The sequence below is a fragment of the Clostridium sp. CTA-5 genome (assembly GCF_054768135.1).
Genome location: NZ_BAAAAT010000003.1, coordinates 197,198 through 221,178, shown reverse-complemented (window position 1 = coordinate 221,178; position 23,981 = coordinate 197,198). Strand labels below are relative to the sequence as shown.

The window sequence follows — 23,981 nt, the reverse complement described above, 5'->3', positions numbered from 1 at the left end:
GACTAAAAAAATCCACAACGATTTATATTTAAATCATTGTGGATTTGAGTTATAAATGAAAGTCATAATATTTAAAACCTGTTATACGTACTACATCTTTATTAATGTAAAATATCTATTGCTTAATTGCTACTAAGTATCCAAGGTTTTTCAATGCTATTTTCTAAGTTGTTATAAGTATTAATTAAGTTTCTTAACGAAGTATCCAGATTTTGACTTTTTAAAATCTCAGCTTTATAATCATTTTCAGTCATCATTCCCATATCTACCTGGGCTTTTGCGTATTTAAGTTTTGTATTTGTTGAACTAATTTGTTCTTTTAATCTATTTATCTTATTCTCCAAATCAAGTAATGTTGAATAACTTTCCTTTAATCCATTTTTTAAGCTTTTTTTAGAATCATCTAACTTAACTTTTGCTTCATCCATACTATACTTAGCGTCTAAATAAGATTCATAAGCTGTAAGTCTTTTTGTAAAACTTTCTACTTTTTGTTGATATCCAATGAGTGCTAATGCATAAGAACCTGAATCAAGTGTACTAATACCAGTCTCATCAGTTTTTATATATAAAGACTTATCTGGAATACTCGGAATATCCTCATCAATTATATCTTTTATATCTTCACTTTTTAATTCCTTAAGATAATCTTTGGTTAGATCAATCATTTCATTATTATATTTAAAATATGTATCTATTTTATCATCTAAATATTCATCTATTGAACCATCAATCTTAAATATATTATAATCAATGCTTGAATCTAAAGTATAATTTGATAAATTTAGATTTGTTAATACTCCTAAATAATCTATATTATTCTTTAGTGAATTTTCTTTTGATTGTATATCATTCTGTAATGATTTAATTTCAATTTGCTTATCCTCTAATTGATTAGCTGTTGCCATTCCAATTGATACTTTTGTTTGTAAATTATTAAAATCATTAGTTTTAATTTCTAAACTAGTTTTTAATTTATTTATATCTATTTGCTTTAAAATAATGTTATTGTATTTCTTAGTAATGTCATTTGCTATTTGATCTTTTAGAAAGCTTTTTGATTGCTCAGTTTGTTTTTGTTGAAGTCCAAGCTTATCATATAAAAAATCATCTATTGTATCATTACCTGTTTTTAAATTATTCTCATCATAAAAATCATCTTTTTTATCTTGAACATCTTCTTTATCATCATACATATGTAATTCTTTTTGTTTTAATGCTAATTTATCACTATTATTAATAGTTGCCTTTATAACATCATCTAAAGTAAGAACAGGCTTTTGCATATTATTAACATAAGTACTATGTGTAATATCTGTAGCAAATACTGGTACAATACTTCCACTCAAAACACTAATCCCAATTGTCAATGAAACAATCTTATTTAAATTCTTTCTCATATATATTCCTCTCTTCATTATTAATATATCCGTATACTCTTTGATTGCTTTTAAACTAATTAATTATCCTTATTAAATAAATCTTGCTTAAAATTCAGAAACTTGACCTTCTTGATTAGAATTTTTAACTTTCTTTTTAGTTTTCATAAAAAAAGTCAAAATCAAAGCTATTGCTACTGCACCAACTGTTACTGTAACAGCATATGCCATACCATCTATAACTGCTTGGCCTTGTACTATTTGCGTTAATTTAGATACTGCTGAAACTTTTGCCATACTTTGTGACATTCCTGAATGCATATATGCTTTTGTTAATGCACTTAACATATCGTTTGAAGGTTTATTATATATATTTATTTGTTCTGATAATTTAGCATAATTATAATTTGTTCTACTTTGCATAAGTGTAGACATTATAGTTACACTAAGTGCACCTGCAACTTGTCTTATAGTATTATTAAGAGCCGATGCCCGTGAAACTAATTCTTTCTTTACAGCATTCATTCCTGCAGTACTAATAGGCATCATCGCAAGTCCTAATCCAATTCCCCGAATACAGGTAATTAGTATTATATATGATTTACTTGAATTCATATTTATCGCATTTGCAAGTTCATACGAACTAATGCCCAATATTATAAGTCCTAGTATTACAAGTGGTTTTGCACCAAACTTATCAAATAAATTACCACTAACAGGCATCAAAACTCCCATTACCAAAGCAGATGGTAACATTATAAGACCTGCTTCCATAGCAGTATAACCTCTTATACTTTGTAAAAACATTGGTAATATATACGCTGCTCCCATAAGTGCCAATGTTAAAACACTACTTATAATCATACTTATACTAAAATCAAATAGCTTAAGTACCCTTAAATCTAATAATGGATTTGGATGCGTAAGCTCATTTACGACAAATAATATAAGACTTAAAACACCTAGGGTCATTAATATTGGATTCTCTACATTACTCCAATCAATTGTAGATCCTTCTCCAAGTACATATAATACACTCACTAGTCCAATTGTAGAGGATAAAAACCCTATTATATCAAAAGCTTTAACTGGTTTTTTATCTGAATCTTTTAATAAAATCCCAGCTAGTATTACACCAACTACCCCTATTGGAACATTAACATTAAAAATCATTCTCCAATCCATTTTTTCAATAATAAATCCACCTAGTGTTGGTCCTATTGCAGGTGCAGCCATAGAAGCTATTCCCCAGAATCCAAGTGCTAATCCTATCTTTTCTTTAGGAAACACTCCGTATATTATTGACATTCCTACTGGCATTATCATACCGCCACCAAGAGCTTGAATTATACGAAAGATTATCATAGTTCCACCACTCCATGCGAACCCACATAATAATGAACCAACTGAAAACATACCTAAAGCAAACATATATATTTTTTTTGATCCAAAAGTATCCTGAAGATACCCTGTTAATGGTATAATAGCTCCTAATGTTAATGAATAAGCTGTTATTATCCACTTTGCATCATCTACTGGCATACCGAAAACAGACATCATCTTAGGAAGCGCAATATTAACTATACTACTGTCTAATATAGACATAAAAGTCCCTATTACAACTACGCCTAAAGCTAACCAACTATTTAACAATCCCTTATTCTTGCCTTCCATGCTATCACCCCATTACTTCACATGGATCTTAACAACTGCATTGGTTCCAGGAAGGATTTTGCTGTCAAAATCATCAAGTTCAATTTTTACTGCAACTCTTTGAACTACTTTTGTAAATGTACCACTAGTTGATGATGGTAATATTGATAAAGCTGAATTGGCAACTTCTCCTATTGATCTAACTTTTCCAGTAAATTTTTTAGAATCATATTGATCTATAGTAATTTCAACTGGTTGTCCAATTTTTATTTTTCCAAGTTTTGTTTCCTCAATATTGGTAGTTATGTATAATTTACTAGGATCTATTAATGTGATTACACTTTGACCTGCTCCTAAAAATTCTCCTACACTTCCTTGTTTTTTTACTACCACACCATTAATAGGTGACCTCATCAAAGATTGTTCAACACTTGTATCTGGAAGTCCATTCATGTCTTGACGAGCTAATATTTCATTTTTTGTGACTGTATCACCTTCTGCCACATTAAGTTCTAATAATTTACCTGTAATTTGTGGTGTTACATTAACTAAATCCCCACTAACTCTTGCATCTTCAGTTGAAACATAATATGTATTCTCATACCAATAGTAAAACACGATTCCTCCTAATGCCATCACCATTGCTATTAATATTCCTATGATTAATAATTTTCGTTTTTCCTTCATATTAAAATCACCTCTTCTCCTATTCCTTTAAACCAACTTCAGCAAACATACCAGGTTTTAACTCTGAGTTTGGATCAAATAAACTTACTTTTACCAAAACATTTCTACTTTGAGAACTTAATTTTGAATTTATAACAATTATTTTTCCTTCAAAATTAGCATTTTCTACTTCTGATACTTTAACAACAACATCTTGTCCCTCTTGAAGTTGACCTACAATATCTAAAGGTGCATATGCATTTACAACTAAAGCATTAGGATTAGATATTGAAGCAAGAATTGCACCTGGAGAAGCCATTTCGCCAACATTAATATTTTTAACATTTACTACTCCTGAAATTGGCGATGTAATAGTTCCATTATTTAATGTTGTTTGTGCTGTTTTTAAAGCAGCCTCAGCTTGCTCTACTTGCGCTTTGTAAATATCTATTGTAGTTTCTGTAGCACCATTTTTAAGCATATTTAACTGTTCTTCTGCTGATTTTTTTTGTGCTTCTGCTGCTGTAAGTTGTTGATGCGCAACTTCTAATTGCTGTTGTGTATTTGCACCAGCATCAGCTAAAGTTTTTGTACGTTCATAATTTTTATTTGAAACATTATAACTTTCAGTTGCACTATCTAGTGCTGCTTGAGCTTGAGCAATTTGTTCAGGACGTGTACTATTCATTGCATTAGCTAAATTTGCATTAGCAGTATTTACTGCTGCCTTGGCTTGTTCCACTTGTGCCTGTAAATCTTGTATATCTAATTTTATTACTGGATCTCCAGCATTTACTTTTGAACCAATATCAACTAGCACTTCAGAAACTCTTGCTGAAATTTTTGAAGCTATATTTACTTGATCATTAGCATCAATTTTTCCCGCCATTATGTATTTATTTTTAGTTTCCTGTTGAGTACTTTCAGTAAATTCCTCCTTACTGTCCATGTTCGTACTGTTAATTACACTACAACCATTTAACATCATTGCTAGAATTAAACAAACTAAAGTAACTTTTTTCATATTATCCCTCCATATGTAGTTATTTTTACAAATATAGTTGCATGTAAATTATCTATTTATAATAAATTTTTCACATTTTCTTAATTGATTAAATTTAACTTTTTATGTACTTCTATAAAATTTATTAATAAATTTCTATTATATTTTTCTTTACTTTATTAGATATTTTATTAAATAAATATAATCTCAACCTGAACAAAATAAATTACACACTGAAATTTATTTCTTAAGTATAAGTTACACCGTGTAACTTGTCAATGAATTTTTTCACTTAGTATACATAACTTGTAAGTTAATAATTCATCTGCTATTATATATATGTTAATTAACAAGGGGGTGATAAGATGGAATTTCAGCGTGCTCGTAGTAAAGAACAAAAAAATATTAGACGTGAGCAAATCATTGAGGCTACTATAAAACTTTATGAGAAAGATCCATTAGAAAAAATCACACTCGCTTCCATTGCTCGTGAACTTAATTTTTCTAGAGCAAACTTATATAAATATGTCACTACAAAAGAAGAAATTTTCTTATGGATACTAACTTCTGATTTAGAAAAATGGGTAGAACAAATTTATCAAAGATTTGAGAAATATGATAAATTAGACTTAAAAACATTTTGCCACTTATGGGCAGAACAGATATATCAAAATAAACGACTTCTAAAACTATTCTCTATTCTAGGTTTAGTGCTTAAAAATAATGTAACAACAAAATCATTAGAAACATTTAAACAAGATTTATCTAGTAGCTTTAGCAAAGTGAATTTAATTACTAAAAAGTTTATTCCTAATTTGTCAACTGACCAACTTAAACTTTTTAACGAATATCAAATTTATTATGCTGTTAGTTTGTATCCTTCAACTATATGTGCTAAAGACCAAAAACAAGAATTTCAAACCGTTGCACTTCTCTATAAAAAACGACCTGATTTTGTCACGCGTTTTGCAGAATATCTTGAAGTTATTATCCTCGGTTTTCAAGCAAAAAGTGTATAAATCTCTCTATAATCAACTAGTTAATAAATACATATAATTTTATGCTAGCAAATTTATTAAGAACAATATTAAAACCCAAGACAATCTAACATTTTGATTGTCTTGGGTTTCATTTTAAAAACTGAACATTTTCTTGAATATCCGCAAAAATGTATATATAAACTTAATTATCTATTTAACAAAAATTTTCATTTACTAAATGATAAGGGAAATTAGATACTATTATGTTATTATTTTTTAATAACGTTTCTCTAATAAAGAAACTTGTATGATTATGTAATACCTCTCCACTATAACTATTAATAATAAATTGTGGTAAAATTACTGTTACTTTTTCATTATTAACTGTTGCATTTGCAATTATCTCTATGTTTTTTATTAGAGGAGTAATTACAGCTCTAAAAGGTGAGTATTTTGTAACAAGTATTATATCTGTATCTAATTCACTCCATCTTTGTTTTAACCTTTCCATCGCTTCCATATCTGTTGAAATATTAATAGCAATAACAGTCTCACTTATACTTTGAGCATATTGAAGTGCACCTATAGTTGCCTTGTTTAAACTAGCTATTGGAACTATTACAACATGGTTATATTTTATTCTTAAATCTAGCTTCTTTAAATTTAAGTTACTAACACTTAACCCTGAAGCAACCTTATTATAGTGAGCTTTAATTCTTAATTGAATTAAAATTATAATTGGAATTATAATTGCAACTATAAATGCACCCTCACTAAACTTTTCAACTAAAATTATTATTGTTGTTAATAATGTAACCAAAGCACCAAAGCCATTTACAAAAGCACGTTTTATCCAACCTTTACCTTGTTCTTTTCTCCAATGATTTACCATACCAAATTGACCTAAAGTAAATGATGTAAATACTCCAACTGCATATAAAGGAATTAAACTATGTGTGTCTGCTTTAAATATAATAACTAAAACACAAGCTATAAATGATAAAGCAATAATTCCAAAAGAGAAACTTAGTCTTTTACCTCTAATAGTAAATTGTCTAGGAACAAATCCATCCTTTCCTTCTATATACATAAGCATTGGAAACCCTGTGTAGGATGTATTACATGCCATAAGTAAAATTATAGCTGTACTAAATTGTATTATATAGTACATCATTCCATTATTAAAAACACCAGATGCTATTTGTGAAATAACAGTAGGTCCATTTACAACTGGTACAGCTGTATAGAATATAGCAAGTACTGAAGTACCTCCAAATATAAAAAATATTAAAGCTGCTAGTAATATCATAACAATCTTTGCACTTTTTTGACTTGGTTCCTTAAAATTTGGAACAGAATTACTTACTGCTTCTACACCTGTTAAAGCAGAGCATCCAGAAGAAAATGCTCTTAAAATAAGAAATATTGATACACCTTCTGTAACCTTTGTTGGAACAGAATACATAGGTTCTGGATGAACACCTAATATAAAATATTTAAATAAACCATATAAAATCATAAAAACCATACTAAAAATAAAAATATAAGTAGGTATAGCAAAAATTTTTGAAGATTCACTTATCCCTCTTAAATTTAAAATAGTTAAAACTATAATTATAGTTATAACAAATAGAACTTTATATTCTGATAAGCTGCTAAATGCAGAAATAATTGCATCTGCTCCAGCACTAGCACTAACTGCAACAGTAAGTATATAACTCATTATTAATCCTGCACCAGCTGCCAAACCAGCCTTGGTACCTATATTTTCTTTAGCGACTTTGTAAGCCCCTCCTCCTTGAGGATAAGCCTTAATGATTTGAATATACGAAATTGTTAATATTATCAATAGACCTATAATCATAAAAGAAGTCCATGTTAACCATTGATACGCTAATGATCCTAGAACTATTAAAACAAAAAGAATTTCCTGTGCAGCATAAGCCACAGATGATATTGCATCACTAGCCATAATTGCCAGTCCAAAAATAATATTATACTTTTCTTGATTACCTTGCTCATTAGCTAAAGGTTCTCCCAATATAAAATCTAAAAATTTTGTAAGCATTTAATTTGTTGTCCCCCTGTATTATATTACGAAAACTATTGTATATTAATAATGACATTAAGAACAATATTATAATTATTAAATATATTGAGGAAAATGTACGATAATTGTCATGTATACGAAAACATTTGCAATATTACTAATTCTTCATAATTTTTTCATATTTTCTCTCCTTAGATTATCCTCATCAAAATTCTCTATTACCACTTTTTAACAAAAATATCTGTGTCCTGCTCCTTTTTAGATGATTTTCCAAACATTATAACCTTCTATTTTTTATACTCAGGTAGTCCTAACATTAGATAAAATCAAACTTTCAGTCCTAAAAAATTCTATAATTTCCTGTGCAATAAAAAAGTAGCCCTCTTAGACTACTTTTTCTTATATTCTTCTATTATATTTCAATTGCTTAGATTTACTTACATATAAATTGTAGAACTCTAGTTGCCTAACTAAATTGTCTCCTCCTTTTCATATCATTGTAAAACAATTAGAAATATTGTTAGGAAAAATAAGATTATTCCTCATTATAAAGTTAAACCACTATATATTAGATAATATTTTACAAAGTTTTTAAAAGTTCAAGTACATTTTTTGCCTGCTGATTTGCTTGACTAAACATTGCCTGACAAGCTTGATAAAGCATATTATGTTTTGAATACTCCAACATTTCCTTTGCAATATCCGCATCTACTATTCTAGATTCTGCAGCAGTTAAATTTTCTGCGGTATTATCAAGATAATTTATTCTATGTTCTAACGTATTTTGCAAAGCTCCTAAACTAGCTCTTGAGGATGATACTTGATTTATAGCATCATCATAAATTTTTATTGCAGCAGATGCATTTTCAGGTGTAGAAACATCTAATGCATAACTTGATGCATCACTGCACTTAGTCGTAGAAAATTTAGCTTTAACACTTCCATCCTTAGATGTTACCATCCCACCTGCTGTACCACTTATATTTAGTGAATTTGATTTCATATCTTGAATTGAAATATCCATAACCTGACCTGAATTTGCGCCAATCTGAAGCTTAAATTGTGAGCTAACTCCAGCACCTCCTGTACTAGAATCCAATATTTTTATTGTATTAAATTCTGTATCTGTAGCAATTCTATTAATCCCTGAAGTTAATTGATCAATTTCTAGTTGTATATTTTTTCGATCTTGTGAAGATAAAGTACCATTAGCTGCTTGAGTTGCTAATTCCTTAAGTCTTTGAAGCATTGAGTGAGTTTCATTTAATGCCCCATCAGCAACTTGAAGCATAGATATACCATCTTGTGCATTTCTTGAAGCTTGCTCAAGTCCTCTAATTTGTGCCTTCATACTTTCTGAAATAGCAAGTCCTGCTGGATCATCTGCAGCACTATTTATTCTCCTACCTGATGCTATCCTTTGCATAGCCTTATTTGCAAGAGCTAAATTTATATTCATATATCTACATGCCATCATAGCACCAATATTATGATTAATAATCATTTTAATGCCCCCATGTAATTTATTTGTATAAATAATACTATATTACCAATATTTATATTATCGAAATAATTACTTAATTACTTTAGTAATTTCTATAAAAATTTAATTTTTTATATTTTTATAGTTCTTTAATAGTTATAAATACTTATATTAAAAATTTATTTACAAATATGAATAGCGTAAAGTTCTTCCGAGAATAATAAAAAGTAAGATAAGGTGGTGATATTAATGGGTAAATGTCAATATAACAAGAACAAGAATGATAAGAGTAATACTGATAAAAATAAGAATAAAAATAATGAAGATAAAGGCAATAATAAAGTAAAATAAATATATTACAAATAAGCTTTTTCTAAGCCAACAAAATTTATTCATCAAAATAAGCAAAATGACAACAAATAAATTTTTTAATGAAAAAGTAGTTCTTTGGGACTACTTTTTCTGATATTGTTTCATTATGAAATTATGTATACATAAATAACAGAATTTCAATACACTTATATACAAACAATTAAGTAAGATAAATTTTATAATACGTTTTTAATAAAGTAATGATTTCTAAGGAGGATATTATTTATGAAAAAAAATTATAAAAAAATTATAATTTTATTTCTTTTATTTATAAATTGCATTGGATTCTCTAAAGTATGTAGTGCAAAAACTACTAATACTTTAACTCCAAATAATACAGAAAGTAATGATAAAATTAAAGAAAATAAAGTATTTACTGTTTTAACATCTAATCTTGCTCCATTTTCTTTTATAGATCCTAAAACAAATGAACCCACTGGAATAGATATAGATATAATGAATGAAATTGCAAAAGAACTAGGCTTTAATAAAGTAGACATGAAAATAGTTCCTTTTTCAGATTTATTTGAAAAACTAAATAGTGATGATAGTACATATGTAGCAGCTAGTGGAATTATTATTACAGATAAACGTAAAGAGTTGGTAAATTTTACCGAACCATTGTATAAACAGTCAGAAGCTATTATTGTGCCAAAAGTTTCAAAAATCAATTTTATAGAAGATTTAAAAGATGCTGTTGTTGGAGCACAAAAAGGGTCAGTGTATCTAGATTTAGCAGAAAAGTGGAAAAAAGAAGGTAAGGTAAAAGATATAATTGTTTTTGACGATATACCTGAATTATTATCAGCAATAAGCTTAAAGAAAATAGATGCTGGTATAATGGACTCAATAATCGGACAATATCTGTTATTTAAAGGAAATCTCTATTTAAAAATACTACAACCTTATACACCAGAATATCCTGGAATTGTAGGAATAGCAGTCAAAAAAAGTGATGTTACTTTATTAAATGCAATGAATAAAAAAATTGATGACATGAAAAAAGATAAGACTATTAAAAAGATTCTTGCAAAATATGGATTAAGTGAAGAATATCTAGCTGATGATATAAAAAAATCTAATTAACTTAAATAAAAATTTTATAATAAATTTATGTCTATCAAATAAAAACTGTACAAAAAATGTACAGTTTTTTCTTTGATGAAGTCAAAATATTATCTTTTAATTATACTCTGCTCACTTATAAATAACTTTTCTAAATTTTATTCTATATTCATATCTCCAATACTTTCAAAAAATTTCTCTACATTTGTTGGAATCCACATGTCTGCTATTTTAGAAAAACTAAATGTATGTTCATTCTTTGTTGATCCTACCTGTACATTTTTTATTGAATCTACAAGATTTCTACAATATAACTCTATAGCTTTCTGCTTATCTGTGATTCTATTTGATATTATTTGATTTCTAGTTTCATTTGATACATCATTAACTATTGAATTTAAATTTATTGATGTTGCTGATATTTTAACTTCTGCTGTAGTATCTGTTTTAGATACTACTTCAAAATTAACTGAATTTTTACTTATTGCAGTTCTTAAAGCATCTATTATTCCTTGTATTTGATCATCTGATAGTGAAACATCTGATTGATTAAACTCTTTTTTTAGACTTTCTAATTCTGATCTATTCATAGTCTTTATTATTCTTTCTCCAAGCGCTTTGCTGTATCCAATTTTCTCCACAGAAGCACTATCAGATTTAATTACTAAATCCCAAAATACTTTAGCACTTTCTTCTGGAGAAATGCTTTCTTCATTAATATTTAAATCTGGATTTTTGTTATTTGTTGCTAATTTAACTAATTTATATCCGAAATTCGCTGAATCATCTGCCACCCAGTACTTATTATCTTTTTTAAATTTAAATGTATTTTTAGATTTTTCAGAGCTTACCTCTACATTTTTTAGTCGCTCTGCAAGTTTATTTAAATAAATCTCACTAAACTTTTTATTTTCTTCATAAACACTAGTAAATTTCATATTATCAGTTTCATCTAGTGCATCCATTGTTGCTTTTTCATCAATTTCTTTAATATCAAAATGATTAGTTGAAATTTCAACTTCAGCTTCATCTCCTGATTTTGAAATTTGTTTTACCTCATATGTAATTTGAGAAAGAGCTTCTTTATATCCATCACATACTAAATTTAATTGATCATCTGAAGCTGAATATCCCATCAAAAGAAGATTATGTTTAAGTTCTTCCTTTATCTTATCTTTAAATTTATTTACCAAGTCATCTTTTTCTGAATCAGATATTCCTAATTTTTTAGTATTCTCTACATCTGATTTGAAAATTAATGAACAGTATCTTTCAGCTGAAGTTTTAGCTGCATTGCTATCAAAACATCCGCTAAATAAAAAACATAAAACTATTAATGTAAAAAAGCTAATTATTCTTTTTTTCTTCATTATTGTTTCCCCCTAATTCTTTTCCTATTGTTTAATTCCAGATTATATTTTATCATCTACTTAAATACATTAAAAGTTTTTATTTACTTTACTGTAATAATTATCTATAAAAAAAACGTTTGCTATAAGAACTATCTTCTCCCTAGAAGGTTATTTTACCTGTGCATCTTCTAAATATGCAATGAAATAAACTATTTCCTCACATTTAACTTTTGCAAAGGGATATTTTACCTAATAGTAGCTAGAAACTTCCCTAAACCACCAGTATAACCATTAGTATTTTAAATACAATAATAAAAAGAGCTAAATCACACAATTGTAATCTAACTCTTTTTTCCATATATTTTATTAAATCATACTATACTTTTTTTAATTCACTTATTACTTTTAATAGTAACTTCTGAAGCATCTGTATTATTACTCCCAAAAAAATTCTTTTGTATACACTATATTTTCAGACACATTTTTTAATGCTCCTTTATTTTAAATGATTTTTTTTAAGTTCCTTTAAAACTTTCTTAGAGCCTCTTTCTATATCCCTTTCAAGCTTTCTTTCCTTAAAACTAACAAATAATTGATTTAAGTCATATCCTTCTGGATACAACTCTGAAGCCTTGAGTTCTAATTTTAATCTCTTATAATTTACGTTAACAAACTCTTTATCAAATAAAATAATTACATTATTATATATATCCTTTTCTTTGTAAACAATGGCACTTTCATTCTTATCCAGCCAAAGAACCTTATCCCCTACAACAAATTCATATATTTCCTCTTTATCCTCTTGAATATCTTTTTTCTTATTAACCTTGCTATCCTTTATTAGTTCATAATTATAATACTTATTTTCTATATACCTTCTAGTTCTTTCAATTATATTATCTGAAATACCCATTTTCTTTGATATATAAAGAGCATTACTATCTCCTGTCTTTCCTATATTAAGCTTATATAATGGTTCTAAAGTATCCTTTTTAAACTCCATAGCTGCATTTTCAAAATCTGGATGTTGCTCTGAAAAGTTTTTAATCTCTCCATAATGTGTTGTTGCTATTGTTATGCAACCCTTATGATACGCTTCCTCTAAAATAGCTATAGCTAAAGCTGCACCTTCATTTGGTTCTGTTCCACTACCAATTTCATCAAACAATAATAATGTTGATTTATTACTTTCTTTTATTATATATGCTAAGTTTTTCACATGAGATGAAAAAGTACTTAAAGCATTTTCTACACTTTGATTATCTCCTATATCTACAAATATCTTATTAAATATAGCTATTTCTGTACCTTCTTTAGCCTTTATATGAAATCCTGATTGAGTTGCAAGAGTTAACATTCCTAGTGTTTTTAATACTATTGTTTTTCCTCCTGCATTAGGTCCTGTGATTATTAATGATCTATAATCCTTTCCTATTTCAAAATCTAAAGGTACTCCATTTTTAATTAATGGATAGCCTCCTTTAACTATTTTTATATAACCATGCTCATTTAGTTTAGGCTTTATTCCTTCTATATCTCTACTGTATTTTGCTTTTGCCCAAATCATATCATATTCAGATATTACATCAATATTCATTTTAATTTCTTTTATTCTTTCATATAACATCTCTGTTAAAGTGGCTAATATTTTATATTCCTCCATAGCCTCTTCAACTTTTAGTGTTGATAATTCAGAAGTATATTTAACTATTACATTTGGTTCTATAAATACGGTACTGCCCTTTAACGAGGTTTCAACAATTTCACCCTGAACTTGATTTTTAAAGGTGGCTTTTATAGGAATAGTATATTTTCCATTTCTTTGGCTTATAAAAAATTCTTGTATATAATCTTTATTTGCAGTATTTTTTAGGAATTTTTCAAGTCTTCCTCTTATTTGACCGTCACATATATCAATATGCTTTCTTATTTTTTTAAGCTCCTTTGAAGCATTTGAATCTATTCTATTTCCTGATATTGATGCATCTATTTCCTCTTCTATATAACTTAAATCTGTTATATTTAGACTATAAGCACTCAAAGTAGGAGCATACCCCTCTTTATCCTTCATAAATAATTTAAGTTTCCTACAACCCCTTAAAAAGTCTTCTATCATGCTTAAATCTTCTGCTGCTAATGACGCACCCTTTTCCATTTTTTCTATAAGTGGGCTCACATTAAATATTCCCTCAAAAGGTATATGATAAGAAGCATCTAAAAGTGCTCTTCCTTCCGAAGTTTCATTTAATCTTCTATTTACTACCTTTATATTTGTACTCGGTTCTAATTTATCTATTAGGGCTTTTCCTAAGCCACTTGCACAATATCCTTTTATCATTTCCTTCAATTCATAATAATGTAATTTTTCTAAGGTTGTATTATCCATTTTAAAATTCCTTCCTCAACTTTATTCAAGTCGACGAAACCCTAGATAGATTTCATTTTTATTTATAATATTGCTTATAAATAAAAAAAGCTATGGATACTCCACAGCTTTAATTGCTTTCTTAATAAAGGGTAATACCCCCAAAAGTAGTTTCGTGGACTCGTATCTATAAATAGTAATTAACTCCATAACAATTAAAGGTATTACACCCTCAATTTTAGAATTAATATTAAGTTACCTATTTTAGATACTAAACACTCACAAAATTACCTCTCTTTTTTGAAATCTACCTATATATTAGGTATTATATAGCAAACTCTATACTTTATCAACTTTATTTAAAAATCTCATTATCAGAGTTTTCTATGCTGCTTTTCTAAACATCTAACTTTTTAAATTATTAATCCTATTATTCTTAATTATAATTGATGTTATTAGCAATATAATTCCAACTACTAAATACATAATTGGAATGTGTTTACTTACAGCTATTTTAGTAAGACCAAGAAAATCTAAACTTGTCAAACCATTTAACATCCCTACATACCATAAAATTATATAAATTATTTCAAAAGCAGTAGAATTTTTCGTAATATTCCCCATTAGCATTCCAAATGTATTTACAAAGAAGATCCCAATTAAAATATAAATAACTCCTAAAAAATTTTTTAATAAAATAAATTTTATTATTATACTTATGTTTATCATTATAGTAAATAAAATTCCGGCAATAACTGAATTATAAAGTTGAAACTTTCTATAGTTTTTATAAGTAAAAAGATAATCTTCCATATTAAAATTCGTATAAATAGTCCCCAACTTAGACCATATAAAAATAGGTAAAATCCACATTATAGGAATTAAAAATCTATATAAAGTTTCGCCTTTTGCAAAAAATACTCCTATTGAAAATAAAATTATTGCTGAATACCACCACAAATTACATGAGGAAAACATAATCTTAATCTCACTTAATATTATGTTAAAATTATTAGAATAAGTTTTATTTTCGAAGATTTCACTTAAAACTATTCTTTTTTCAGTATTAAATTCCTTTTGTTTAATATCCATACCCTTTTTTATCTTTCTAGATACTTTTGTTCTTATAAGAGAACTTCTTTTAAAAAACATAGAAATTAAACAAAGCACTAAAATTCCTATAGCAATCCAAAATAATCTCCCACTAAATACAGTTATATCAATATTAACGTTGTCCATTCTAAAAGTCTTAATATTATCATGAAGTGGACCATTTGTTCCAAGACTAAAACTATCAATATCTTTAAACTCATCGAAGTTATTCTTAAATTGTTCTAAAATTATTCTAGCTGTAGTGTTCATTCCAAAAACATCTACTAAATAAGATTTTGACTTTCCAAGAGATGCTACACATATACCAGACCAAGCAAAAAAATATGCCACATTCCCAAAAGAATTTCTAAGTATAGGAATAACCTCAAAAATTATAGCTATAACTGCTACGATAAAACAAGTTGGTACTGCTAATATAAAAAATGGTGTTAAAAGTTTAATTACTTCAAAAGAATAACTTTCTCCTCGTATAAACTGCATTATGATTGTAATAAAAATAACTATAACCATTTGCAATAATAGAAATAATAAATTACCAAATATTTTTCCAAATATAAAAACCCAAGACTTTGTCTCCATAGAAGCAGTTATTTCACCTATAAAAAGTTCTCTTTCTCTTTTTATAGAATTTCTAACAAAATAAAAACCAATTAAGGTTATAAGACTAATAAATGCTATTGTAGCAACCCAACCAAGCCATACAGAATTATAAATTCCTCTATAAAAAAATCCTTCAAAATTGTAATTCAATGTATAATAAAAACTACTATTATTTTGTGGAAAGAATAAATAGGATATATACATCATTAAAAGGGTAATAATAAATATACTTTTATTTCTTATTCTATCTAAAAAATCAGATATTCCTATGTAATAAATTTGGCATAACTTATTCAATATTTCTCCCTCTCTTTCCAGAAGTATAATAAATATAAGCATCTTCAAGAGTAGGCTGCACATTCACGGCATCTGATTTTGGCTTAGTTTCTGATATTATTCTTACTACCATTCCTTCATTTCTTCTTATGATGTTTCCTGTTATATATTTATTTTTTATATCCTCAAGTTCACTTTTCTGAGTTAAATACTCCCACACATTTCCTTCTAATGAATTTAAAAGTTCTTCATTCTTACAGAAACATATAAGTTTGCCTTTGTTCATAAGAACAATTTTTTCAGCAGAAGACTCTACATCAGACACTATATGAGTAGATAATATAATTAGTTTATCTTTAGATAAACTATTAATTAAATTTCTAAAATTCATTCTTTCATTTGGATCTAATCCAACAGTAGGCTCGTCAAATATAATAATTTTAGGATCATTTAAAAGTGCTTGTGCAATTCCTATTCTCTGCTTCATACCACCCGAATAATTTCCTATTCTTCTATTTGCTACTTCATTAAGGTTTAATAAATCAATAAGTTCACTTATCCTGGTTGTTGCTTTTTTCATATTGAGCCCTTTTAAAGCTGCCATGTACTTTAAAAATTCAACAGCCGTTAAATTAGGAAATACTCCAAAACTTTGTGGCAAATATCCCAAATCATGTCTAAGTTCATCTCCATTTTTATGAATATCGTGTCCCTTCCAAGCAATAATACCTTCACTTGGTTTTGAAACTGTTGCTATCATCTTCATTAATGTTGATTTTCCAGCACCATTTGCACCTAAAAGACCTATTACTCCCCCATCTAGTTTCAAATTAAAATTTGAAAGAGCTGTAAAATCATTTGAATATTTTTTTGAAACATTTTTTATTGAAAGCATAATATTTCCTCCTAAAATTATTTTCCACTTATAGTTATTGTCCCATCTGAAGCTGAAAGATTAATATTCTTATCACTTATAGAAGAATCTACATTGGGCTCAAGGTTATTAATTACTTTTCCTATTCTTGAACTAGCAGATAAATTAAATTTTTCATCTTTAGGTAATTTTAAATCTATATCTCCCAAGTGTGTATTTACAGAAATATTACCGCATATTTTATCTAAAGAAATTTCGATTTTACCATCTGTTGTACTACACTCTATATCTTCAGAATTCGAATTTGATATGTTTATTGGAGTTAGTTTAGATTTTATTGATAATTTATTTTTATAACTTTTGGGAATATCAATATTTACTTTTAAAGTCTCACCACCTAAAACAACTGATGATTCTTTTTGATTATTTGTCGTAACATATAAAACATTATTTTCAATTTTACTTTCTATTTCATAGCCATTAGCTACATACCCCTTTTGTGTTTTAGAAAAACTACATTTTATATCCTCTGAATCAGAATCTGTAATATTAATATCAAAATTTCCATTTAATGATATTTTCTGTAAATTTGATATCTCCTGTGAAGTAAAAATTTTTTCTTCATTAATTGTTTTAGCTGGTAAAAAATAAACACTCCCTACTCCTACCAATATAATAACCACCATAAATACTAATAAAATTTGTAACATTTTTTTTATCATAGCTTTACCTCCTAAATTTCAAATATCCATTATAATCTTGACAGGTCTTATTTCATGTTCTATAAATTTTCTTTATTAACCAAAGTATATATCACTAAAATTAATGTCTGATTAATGTAAGCTTAATGAAACATAAAACTTAAATCTGGCTTTTAATAATTAATTTGAATTAGCTATTAAACTATGGTAGTTTATTTATTGGTAAGCATTATAATAAAATACAAATATATCAATTAAGAGGTGAAAAAATTGAATTCAGTTTTGATTGTTGATGATGAAAAAGAAATTGTTGAGCTAATAGATTTCTATTTAAAAAATAATGAATATAATACATTTAGAGCATTCAATGGTAAAGAAGCATTAGAGATCTTCGAAAGAGAGCAAATAGACATAATAATATTAGATATAATGATGCCTAAGATTGATGGAAAAGAAGTTTTAAGAAAAATTAGAGAGGAAAATAATACCCCTATAATATTCTTATCTGCCAAAGGTGAGGATATAGATAAAATTGATGGATTATTTCTCGGAGCAGATGATTATCTTGCTAAGCCCTTTAATCCTATAGAACTCATTGCAAGGGTTAAAGCCCTTTTAAGAAGAACTACTATTTTAAATAATCATCCACAAGAAAGTACAAGCATAATCATTAATCAATATTTAAAATTAGATGAAAAAACTTGCAAATTATATAAAAATAATGAAGAACTTCAACTAACTTCATTTGAATATAAGCTTGTATGCTTTCTTATGAAAAATAAAAATAAAGTTTTTACTAAAGGCCAATTGTATGAAAAGGTGTGGGATCAATCTTATCTTGGAGATGAAAAAATTATAATGGTTTATATAAGTAAGTTAAGAGATAAAATAGAAGATAATCCTAAAGACCCTAAGTTTATTAAAACCATAAGAGGTCTTGGTTATATGTTTGAAGGTAAATAAAATTATGAAGATAAATTTTAAGATCGGTAATAAAAAATTAGATGTAAAAGGCTTTCTTATTCTAAATTATTTAATAACCTTTTTAATATTATATATACTCGTTCAGTTATCATATAAATCTTCAACTTTTATTTTAGAAAAGTTTATCTTTAAAGATGAACAAATTAGAGTTACATCAATGGTTTCATACTATAATAAAGATTTTGATAAAATAAAACTTGGATTTTTATCTGAAATGGGTGCTTGGGAAGAAGTTCTAGATGAAAATAAAAATGTGATTTATGTAAAAGGTGAAAAGAAAGATGATATTATGCAATATACTGAAAAACAACTATTTGAATTAGCTTCTTCCTCAAAGTATTCACCTAAAAATCCTTATATCGGAGAGATATTTTCAGTAAAAGGGAAAAATGGAGAAGACTATATTTTTCTTTGTAAAATTGATCGACGAAATATTGAACATTCATTCATGTACAAACCTAATTTTTCTAATAAATCGAATAGCCTCCTTTCTTTAAAAGCATATGGTACATTGTATTTAATTCAAACTCTTCTATTAATAATAAGTATATACATTTACAGTATTATAAGTTCAAAATTTATAACAACTCCTCTTAAAACTTTTGTAAATAGTATAAAAAATTTTAAAAAGCTTGATTATGGAACTATAGCTAATATAAAGGGTTTAAAAGAACTTCAAGATGTACAGAATGAATTTAATGAAATGGTGATAGAACTTGAAAATGTTAAGGAAGAAAATAAAAAAATGGATGAAAGTAAAAAAAGGCTTTTAGTAGATATATCCCATGATTTAAAAACCCCAATAACTTCTATTCAAGGTTTTTCAAAACTTTTATTAGAAGAAAATATAACATCTGAAGAAAGAGATAGGTTTTTAAAAATAATTTATAACAAATCAGCATATTCAGCAATACTTATTGAAGATTTATTTGCACTTTCAAAACTAGAAGATTCAGAATATAAATTATCATTAGTAAAACTTGATTTTAATGAATGGCTAAGGCGTCTTATTGTAGAATATTATGAAGAGTTTCAAAATAAGCATTTTGAATTATCACTTAATATTAGTGAATATTCCATTATATTTAGTTTTGACAAAAAACTTATGAAAAGAGCAATTTCTAATATTTTTAACAATGCTTTAAGTCATAATGAAAATTATACAAGCTTAAATATTCAATCTTATTTAAAAGATAATAATGTAATTTTAGAAATTGGCAGCAATGGTAGAATCATTGATACGTCACTAAGTGAAACTATATTTGAACCTTTTGTAAAATCAGAAAATAGTAACTCCAGTGGAAGTGGCCTTGGCTTAGCTATAACAAAAAAAATCATAGAAAAACATGGTGGAACTATAAATCTAACTTCTACCAAATTTGAAAATATTTTATTTGTTATTTCTATCCCTATTAGAATTTAAAGTTTTAAAAAATTTCTATAATAAATTTATTTCTATAAAATGAAAAACTGTACAAAAAAATGTACAGTTTTTTCTATGGTTCAGGCGAAACGAGCTCTTTGAAATCTATCAATTTAAATTATTCTATCATTTAAGATAAATTTTCACCATTTGATTGTATTACTTTTTTATACCAATAGAAACTTTTTTTCTTACTTCTCTTTAAAGTTCCATTTCCTTTATTATCTCTATCTACATATATAAATCCGTAACGTTTTTCCATTTCTCCTGAACCAGCACTTACTAAATCTATAGGTCCCCAAGATGTATACCCAATTAAATCTACTCCATCAATATTTACTGCATCCCTCATTGCTTTAATATGTTCTCTTAAATAATCTATTCTATAATCGTCTTCTACATATCCATTTTTATCTACTGTATCTCTTGCACCTAGCCCATTTTCTACAATAAATAAAGGCTTTTCATACCTATCATATATATGATTTAACGTAATTCTTAATCCTATTGGATCTATAGGCCATCCCCATTCACTATATTTAAGATATGGATTTTTAGCTGATACAAATAAATTACCTTCTGCTGTATCCTCTTTATTATCATCAGTTCTTACGCAACGGCTGTTATAGTATGAGAATGAAACAAAATCCACTGTATACTTTTCTAATAATTCTTTGTCATTATTCTCCATTATAGGCATAATACCTTTACGCTCCAGTTCTTTAATTGCATAATTAGGATATTTACCTTTTGCTTGCACATCTACAAAAAAATAATTCTCACGATCAACCTTTATAGCTTCTAAAACATCTTTAGGATTACAACTATACGGATATACACTTCCAGCTGCAAACATACATCCAACTAAATTATTCTCATCTATTTCATGTGCAATCTTTGTTGCAATAGCACTAGCCAGCAGTTGATGATGGGCAGCTTGATATTTTATCTTTTCTTCATTTTCTCCTTCTTCAAAACAAATTCCTGCACTCATAAAAGGAGCATGTAAAATCATGTTTATTTCATTAAAAGTAAGCCAATATTTAACTAAACCTTTATATCTTCTAAAAATAACGTTACATAATTTTTCATAGAAACTTATCATTTTACGATTACGCCAAGAACCATACTTTTCTATTAAGTGCATAGGACAATCAAAGTGTGTAATTGTAACTAATGGTTCTATACCATATTTATGACATTCTTTAAATATATCTTCGTAAAATTGAAGTCCTTTTTCATTTGGAGTATCTTCATCTCCATTTGGAAAGATTCTGCTCCAAGCAATGCTCATTCTATACACTTTAAACCCCATTTGTGCAAACAATTTTATATCTTCCTTAAAATTATGATACATATCAATTGCTATTTTAGCTGGATAATAATGTTCTTCATCAAAGTTATACATTTTTAATTTACCCTTAATAACTAATGATCTGTCTTTACCTATAGGACATAAATCAACATTAGCTAATCCTCTACCATCTTCATTATATCCACCTTCACATTGATTGGCAGCAGTAGCTCCACCCCATAAAAACCCTTCTCTAAATTTCATATTTTTCTCCTCCTAGTTAGATAAAGCATTAACTTACGCTAATGCCTTATCCAATAATTAAAGTATAACAGTTATTAAATTACTTCCTCTTTCTATATTTTTATTTTCAGTCTCTATTACTTCTAAATACTCTGACATATTAGTGACAACTATAGGAGTAACTACACTATACCCAGCCTCTTTTATTAAATCTATATCAAAATCTACTAAAGGTTGTCCTTTAGTAATCTTATCCCCTTGCTTGACATGAGCCTTAAATCCTTTACCTTCTAGTTGCACAGTATCTAATCCTATATGAATAAGAATTTCTACACCACTTTCAGCAGTAATCCCTATAGCATGTAAACTTGGAAATAAAGTTGTAACTTCTCCAGCTATTGGAGCTACTACTTTTCCTTCACTAGGAATAATTGCAATTCCATGACCTAATACTCCTGATGAAAAGGCTTCATCTTCTATATTGTTTAATTTAACAGCCTCTCCTTTTAATGGACTACCTATTACTACTTTTCCTAACTTATTAGATTTAACTTCTGTAGTTTTTTCTTCCTTTACTGTTTCCGTTTTATCTTTATATAGAATCATTGTTAATATAAACCCTACAACCATTGAAATAACAATACCTATTAAAGCTACTATTAAATTTCCCATAGATCCATCTGGTTCAATCATAGCTGGTAACTCAAATATTCCCATTCCACCTGCCATAAATTTTCTCAAATTAAAGAATCCATAAAATGCTCCTCCAATACCCCCAGAAACACAACTAATTATAAAAGGTTTCTTTAATGGTAATAAAATACTATATATAGCAGGTTCAGTTACTCCAAATATTCCTGATATAAAGTTTGGAAGTGCCATTTCCTTAATCTTTTTATCCTTTGTCTTAAAGAATATTGCTAATACAACTGCTGATGTTGCAAATGTACATGCAAAGAAAGGCATCATAACATTATCATATCCTAATGTCATAATATTATTTATATATACTGGGATAAATCCCCAATGCAATCCAAAAATAACTAGTATTTGCCAAGTAAACCCTACTATTGCTCCTGCTAATAATGGATTAAAATCTCTTACTGAAAATACAAACTCAGAAATAATTTTTGATCCGAAAGTTGCTATTGGTCCAATAACTATAAATACAATTGGTAATGCCACTAATAAAGTTAACATTGGTACAAAGAAGAATTTAACTAAGTCCGGTATAAATTTACTAAAGAATTTTTCACATTTTGCCGCAAAATATACTGCCAGTATAATTGGAATAACTGTTCCTGTATAATCTATTGAAATTATTGGTATACCAAAGAAATCAATATAAATTGGTGAAGAAAATATTGTTCCATTAAATAAAGTATATAATGGCTTCATTCCTGCTGATAGAGCACTTGACTGAATACCTGGATAACACATAGTTGCTCCAATAACCAATCCAAGCATTGGTTTTAAACCAAATTTCTTAGCTGAAGTATATCCTAGAAATAAAGGAAGGAATGTAAACAATGCATCTCCAATCGCATTTATTGTTAAATATCCACCACAAGTATTTGTATATAATCCTATTGCTACAAATAATGCATTTAATCCCTTTATCATACCACAAGCTGCCATAATACCTAATATAGGTTGAAAGATTCCTGATACAATATCAATTCCCTTATCAAGTAAACTGCCTGATTTTTTTTCATCCAGACCTTTATCAAAGTTGTCTATATCTATTAATTCACATACCTCTGAATATACATCTGGAACATGATTTCCTATAACTACTTGATACTGTCCAGCACTTTTCATAACTGTAACAATACCTTCCATATTTTTTAATACATCATCATTTGCTACATTATCATCTTTTAATTTAAAACGTAATCTAGTAATGCAATGTGTTAAACCAATAATGTTTTCTTTTCCACCAACATTTTTTACAATCTCTTTTGCTAATTGATTATATTTTTTCATCTTTTTACTCCTCCATCTTTCTTTTAAAATTATTAATTGAAATTTGAAGGTTTAGCCAACTTAATGTTACTATCCAACTTAAAAGATAATTTGTACAAATACCACATCCTTTCAAAACT

At 27.5% G+C, this 23,981-nt stretch carries 17 protein-coding genes; 4 read left to right on the top strand and 13 right to left on the bottom strand.

Translation table 11 applies throughout. The annotated features are described in order from the left end of the window. Positions 1–122 precede the first annotated feature (122 nt). The 4 genes from ACYUET_RS09030 to ACYUET_RS09015 all read right to left on the bottom strand — a co-directional run bounded on the left by ACYUET_RS09030 (position 123) and on the right by ACYUET_RS09015 (position 4,722). Positions 123–1,400 (bottom strand): hypothetical protein, encoded by a 1,278-nt coding sequence (locus tag ACYUET_RS09030; protein WP_460278986.1) that lies wholly within the window; start codon positions 1,398–1,400, stop codon positions 123–125. Positions 1,401–1,487: 87 nt separating this feature from the next. Next, positions 1,488–3,053: a DHA2 family efflux MFS transporter permease subunit gene (locus ACYUET_RS09025; protein WP_460278985.1), complete on the bottom strand. Its 1,566-nt coding sequence runs from the start codon at positions 3,051–3,053 to the stop codon at positions 1,488–1,490. Positions 3,054–3,065: 12 nt separating this feature from the next. Beyond that, positions 3,066–3,719 carry an HlyD family secretion protein gene (locus ACYUET_RS09020; protein WP_460278984.1) on the bottom strand — a complete coding sequence of 218 codons (654 nt, stop codon included), beginning with the start codon at positions 3,717–3,719 and terminating at the stop codon, positions 3,066–3,068. Between the two features lie 19 nt (positions 3,720–3,738). Continuing rightward, a complete protein-coding gene (locus ACYUET_RS09015) occupies positions 3,739–4,722 on the bottom strand; it encodes an HlyD family secretion protein (RefSeq protein ID WP_460278983.1) in 984 nt (327 codons plus the stop codon). Positions 4,723–5,066: 344 nt separating this feature from the next. Here ACYUET_RS09015 and ACYUET_RS09010 point away from each other — a divergent pair, with 344 nt between their 5' ends. Then, positions 5,067–5,720 (top strand): TetR family transcriptional regulator, encoded by a 654-nt coding sequence (locus ACYUET_RS09010; RefSeq protein WP_460278982.1) that lies wholly within the window; start codon positions 5,067–5,069, stop codon positions 5,718–5,720. Between the two features lie 175 nt (positions 5,721–5,895). On the opposite strand, the gene ACYUET_RS09005 is transcribed toward ACYUET_RS09010, so the two are convergent. Together ACYUET_RS09005 and ACYUET_RS09000 are read right to left on the bottom strand one after the other, a co-directional pair. Further along, positions 5,896–7,749, bottom strand: a complete 1,854-nt coding sequence (locus ACYUET_RS09005) for an APC family permease (protein WP_460278981.1) — start codon at positions 7,747–7,749, stop codon at positions 5,896–5,898. 562 nt (positions 7,750–8,311) lie between these two features. After that, a complete protein-coding gene (locus tag ACYUET_RS09000; protein ID WP_460278980.1) occupies positions 8,312–9,235 on the bottom strand; it encodes a flagellin N-terminal helical domain-containing protein in 924 nt (307 codons plus the stop codon). A gap of 576 nt (positions 9,236–9,811) precedes the next feature. Here ACYUET_RS09000 and ACYUET_RS08995 point away from each other — a divergent pair. Further along, the gene (locus ACYUET_RS08995) at positions 9,812–10,672 is read left to right on the top strand and encodes an ABC transporter substrate-binding protein (RefSeq protein WP_460278979.1); all 861 of its coding nucleotides are present in this window, start codon (positions 9,812–9,814) and stop codon (positions 10,670–10,672) included. A gap of 137 nt (positions 10,673–10,809) precedes the next feature. On the opposite strand, the gene ACYUET_RS08990 is transcribed toward ACYUET_RS08995, so the two are convergent. The 5 genes from ACYUET_RS08990 to ACYUET_RS08970 form a co-directional block, all read right to left on the bottom strand. Next, on the bottom strand, positions 10,810–12,021 hold the full coding sequence (locus tag ACYUET_RS08990; RefSeq protein ID WP_460278978.1) for a DUF5105 domain-containing protein: 1,212 nt from the start codon (positions 12,019–12,021) through the stop codon (positions 10,810–10,812). Between the two features lie 478 nt (positions 12,022–12,499). Then, complete coding sequence (locus ACYUET_RS08985) at positions 12,500–14,389, bottom strand: endonuclease MutS2 (protein ID WP_460278977.1); 1,890 nt, start codon at positions 14,387–14,389, stop codon at positions 12,500–12,502. A gap of 384 nt (positions 14,390–14,773) precedes the next feature. Continuing rightward, positions 14,774–16,378: a hypothetical protein gene (locus tag ACYUET_RS08980; protein WP_460278976.1), complete on the bottom strand. Its 1,605-nt coding sequence runs from the start codon at positions 16,376–16,378 to the stop codon at positions 14,774–14,776. After that, a complete protein-coding gene (locus ACYUET_RS08975; protein ID WP_460278975.1) occupies positions 16,371–17,252 on the bottom strand; it encodes an ABC transporter ATP-binding protein in 882 nt (293 codons plus the stop codon). Before ACYUET_RS08975 ends, ACYUET_RS08980 begins: the two co-directional genes overlap by 8 nt. A 17-nt stretch (positions 17,253–17,269) precedes the next feature. Continuing rightward, positions 17,270–17,953: a DUF4097 family beta strand repeat-containing protein gene (locus ACYUET_RS08970; RefSeq protein ID WP_460278974.1), complete on the bottom strand. Its 684-nt coding sequence runs from the start codon at positions 17,951–17,953 to the stop codon at positions 17,270–17,272. A 240-nt stretch (positions 17,954–18,193) separates the two neighbouring features. Here ACYUET_RS08970 and ACYUET_RS08965 point away from each other — a divergent pair, with 240 nt between their 5' ends. Both ACYUET_RS08965 and ACYUET_RS08960 read left to right on the top strand, forming a co-directional pair. Continuing rightward, positions 18,194–18,895, top strand: a complete 702-nt coding sequence (locus tag ACYUET_RS08965) for a response regulator transcription factor (RefSeq protein WP_460278973.1) — start codon at positions 18,194–18,196, stop codon at positions 18,893–18,895. A 4-nt stretch (positions 18,896–18,899) separates the two neighbouring features. After that, positions 18,900–20,339, top strand: a complete 1,440-nt coding sequence (locus ACYUET_RS08960) for a sensor histidine kinase (protein ID WP_460278972.1) — start codon at positions 18,900–18,902, stop codon at positions 20,337–20,339. A gap of 130 nt (positions 20,340–20,469) precedes the next feature. Here the strand turns inward: ACYUET_RS08960 and ACYUET_RS08955 are convergent, their stop codons facing one another. After that, positions 20,470–21,897: a 6-phospho-beta-glucosidase gene (locus tag ACYUET_RS08955; protein WP_460278971.1), complete on the bottom strand. Its 1,428-nt coding sequence runs from the start codon at positions 21,895–21,897 to the stop codon at positions 20,470–20,472. Between the two features lie 57 nt (positions 21,898–21,954). Next, the gene (locus ACYUET_RS08950; protein WP_460278970.1) at positions 21,955–23,862 is read right to left on the bottom strand and encodes a beta-glucoside-specific PTS transporter subunit IIABC; all 1,908 of its coding nucleotides are present in this window, start codon (positions 23,860–23,862) and stop codon (positions 21,955–21,957) included. Positions 23,863–23,981 lie beyond the last annotated feature (119 nt).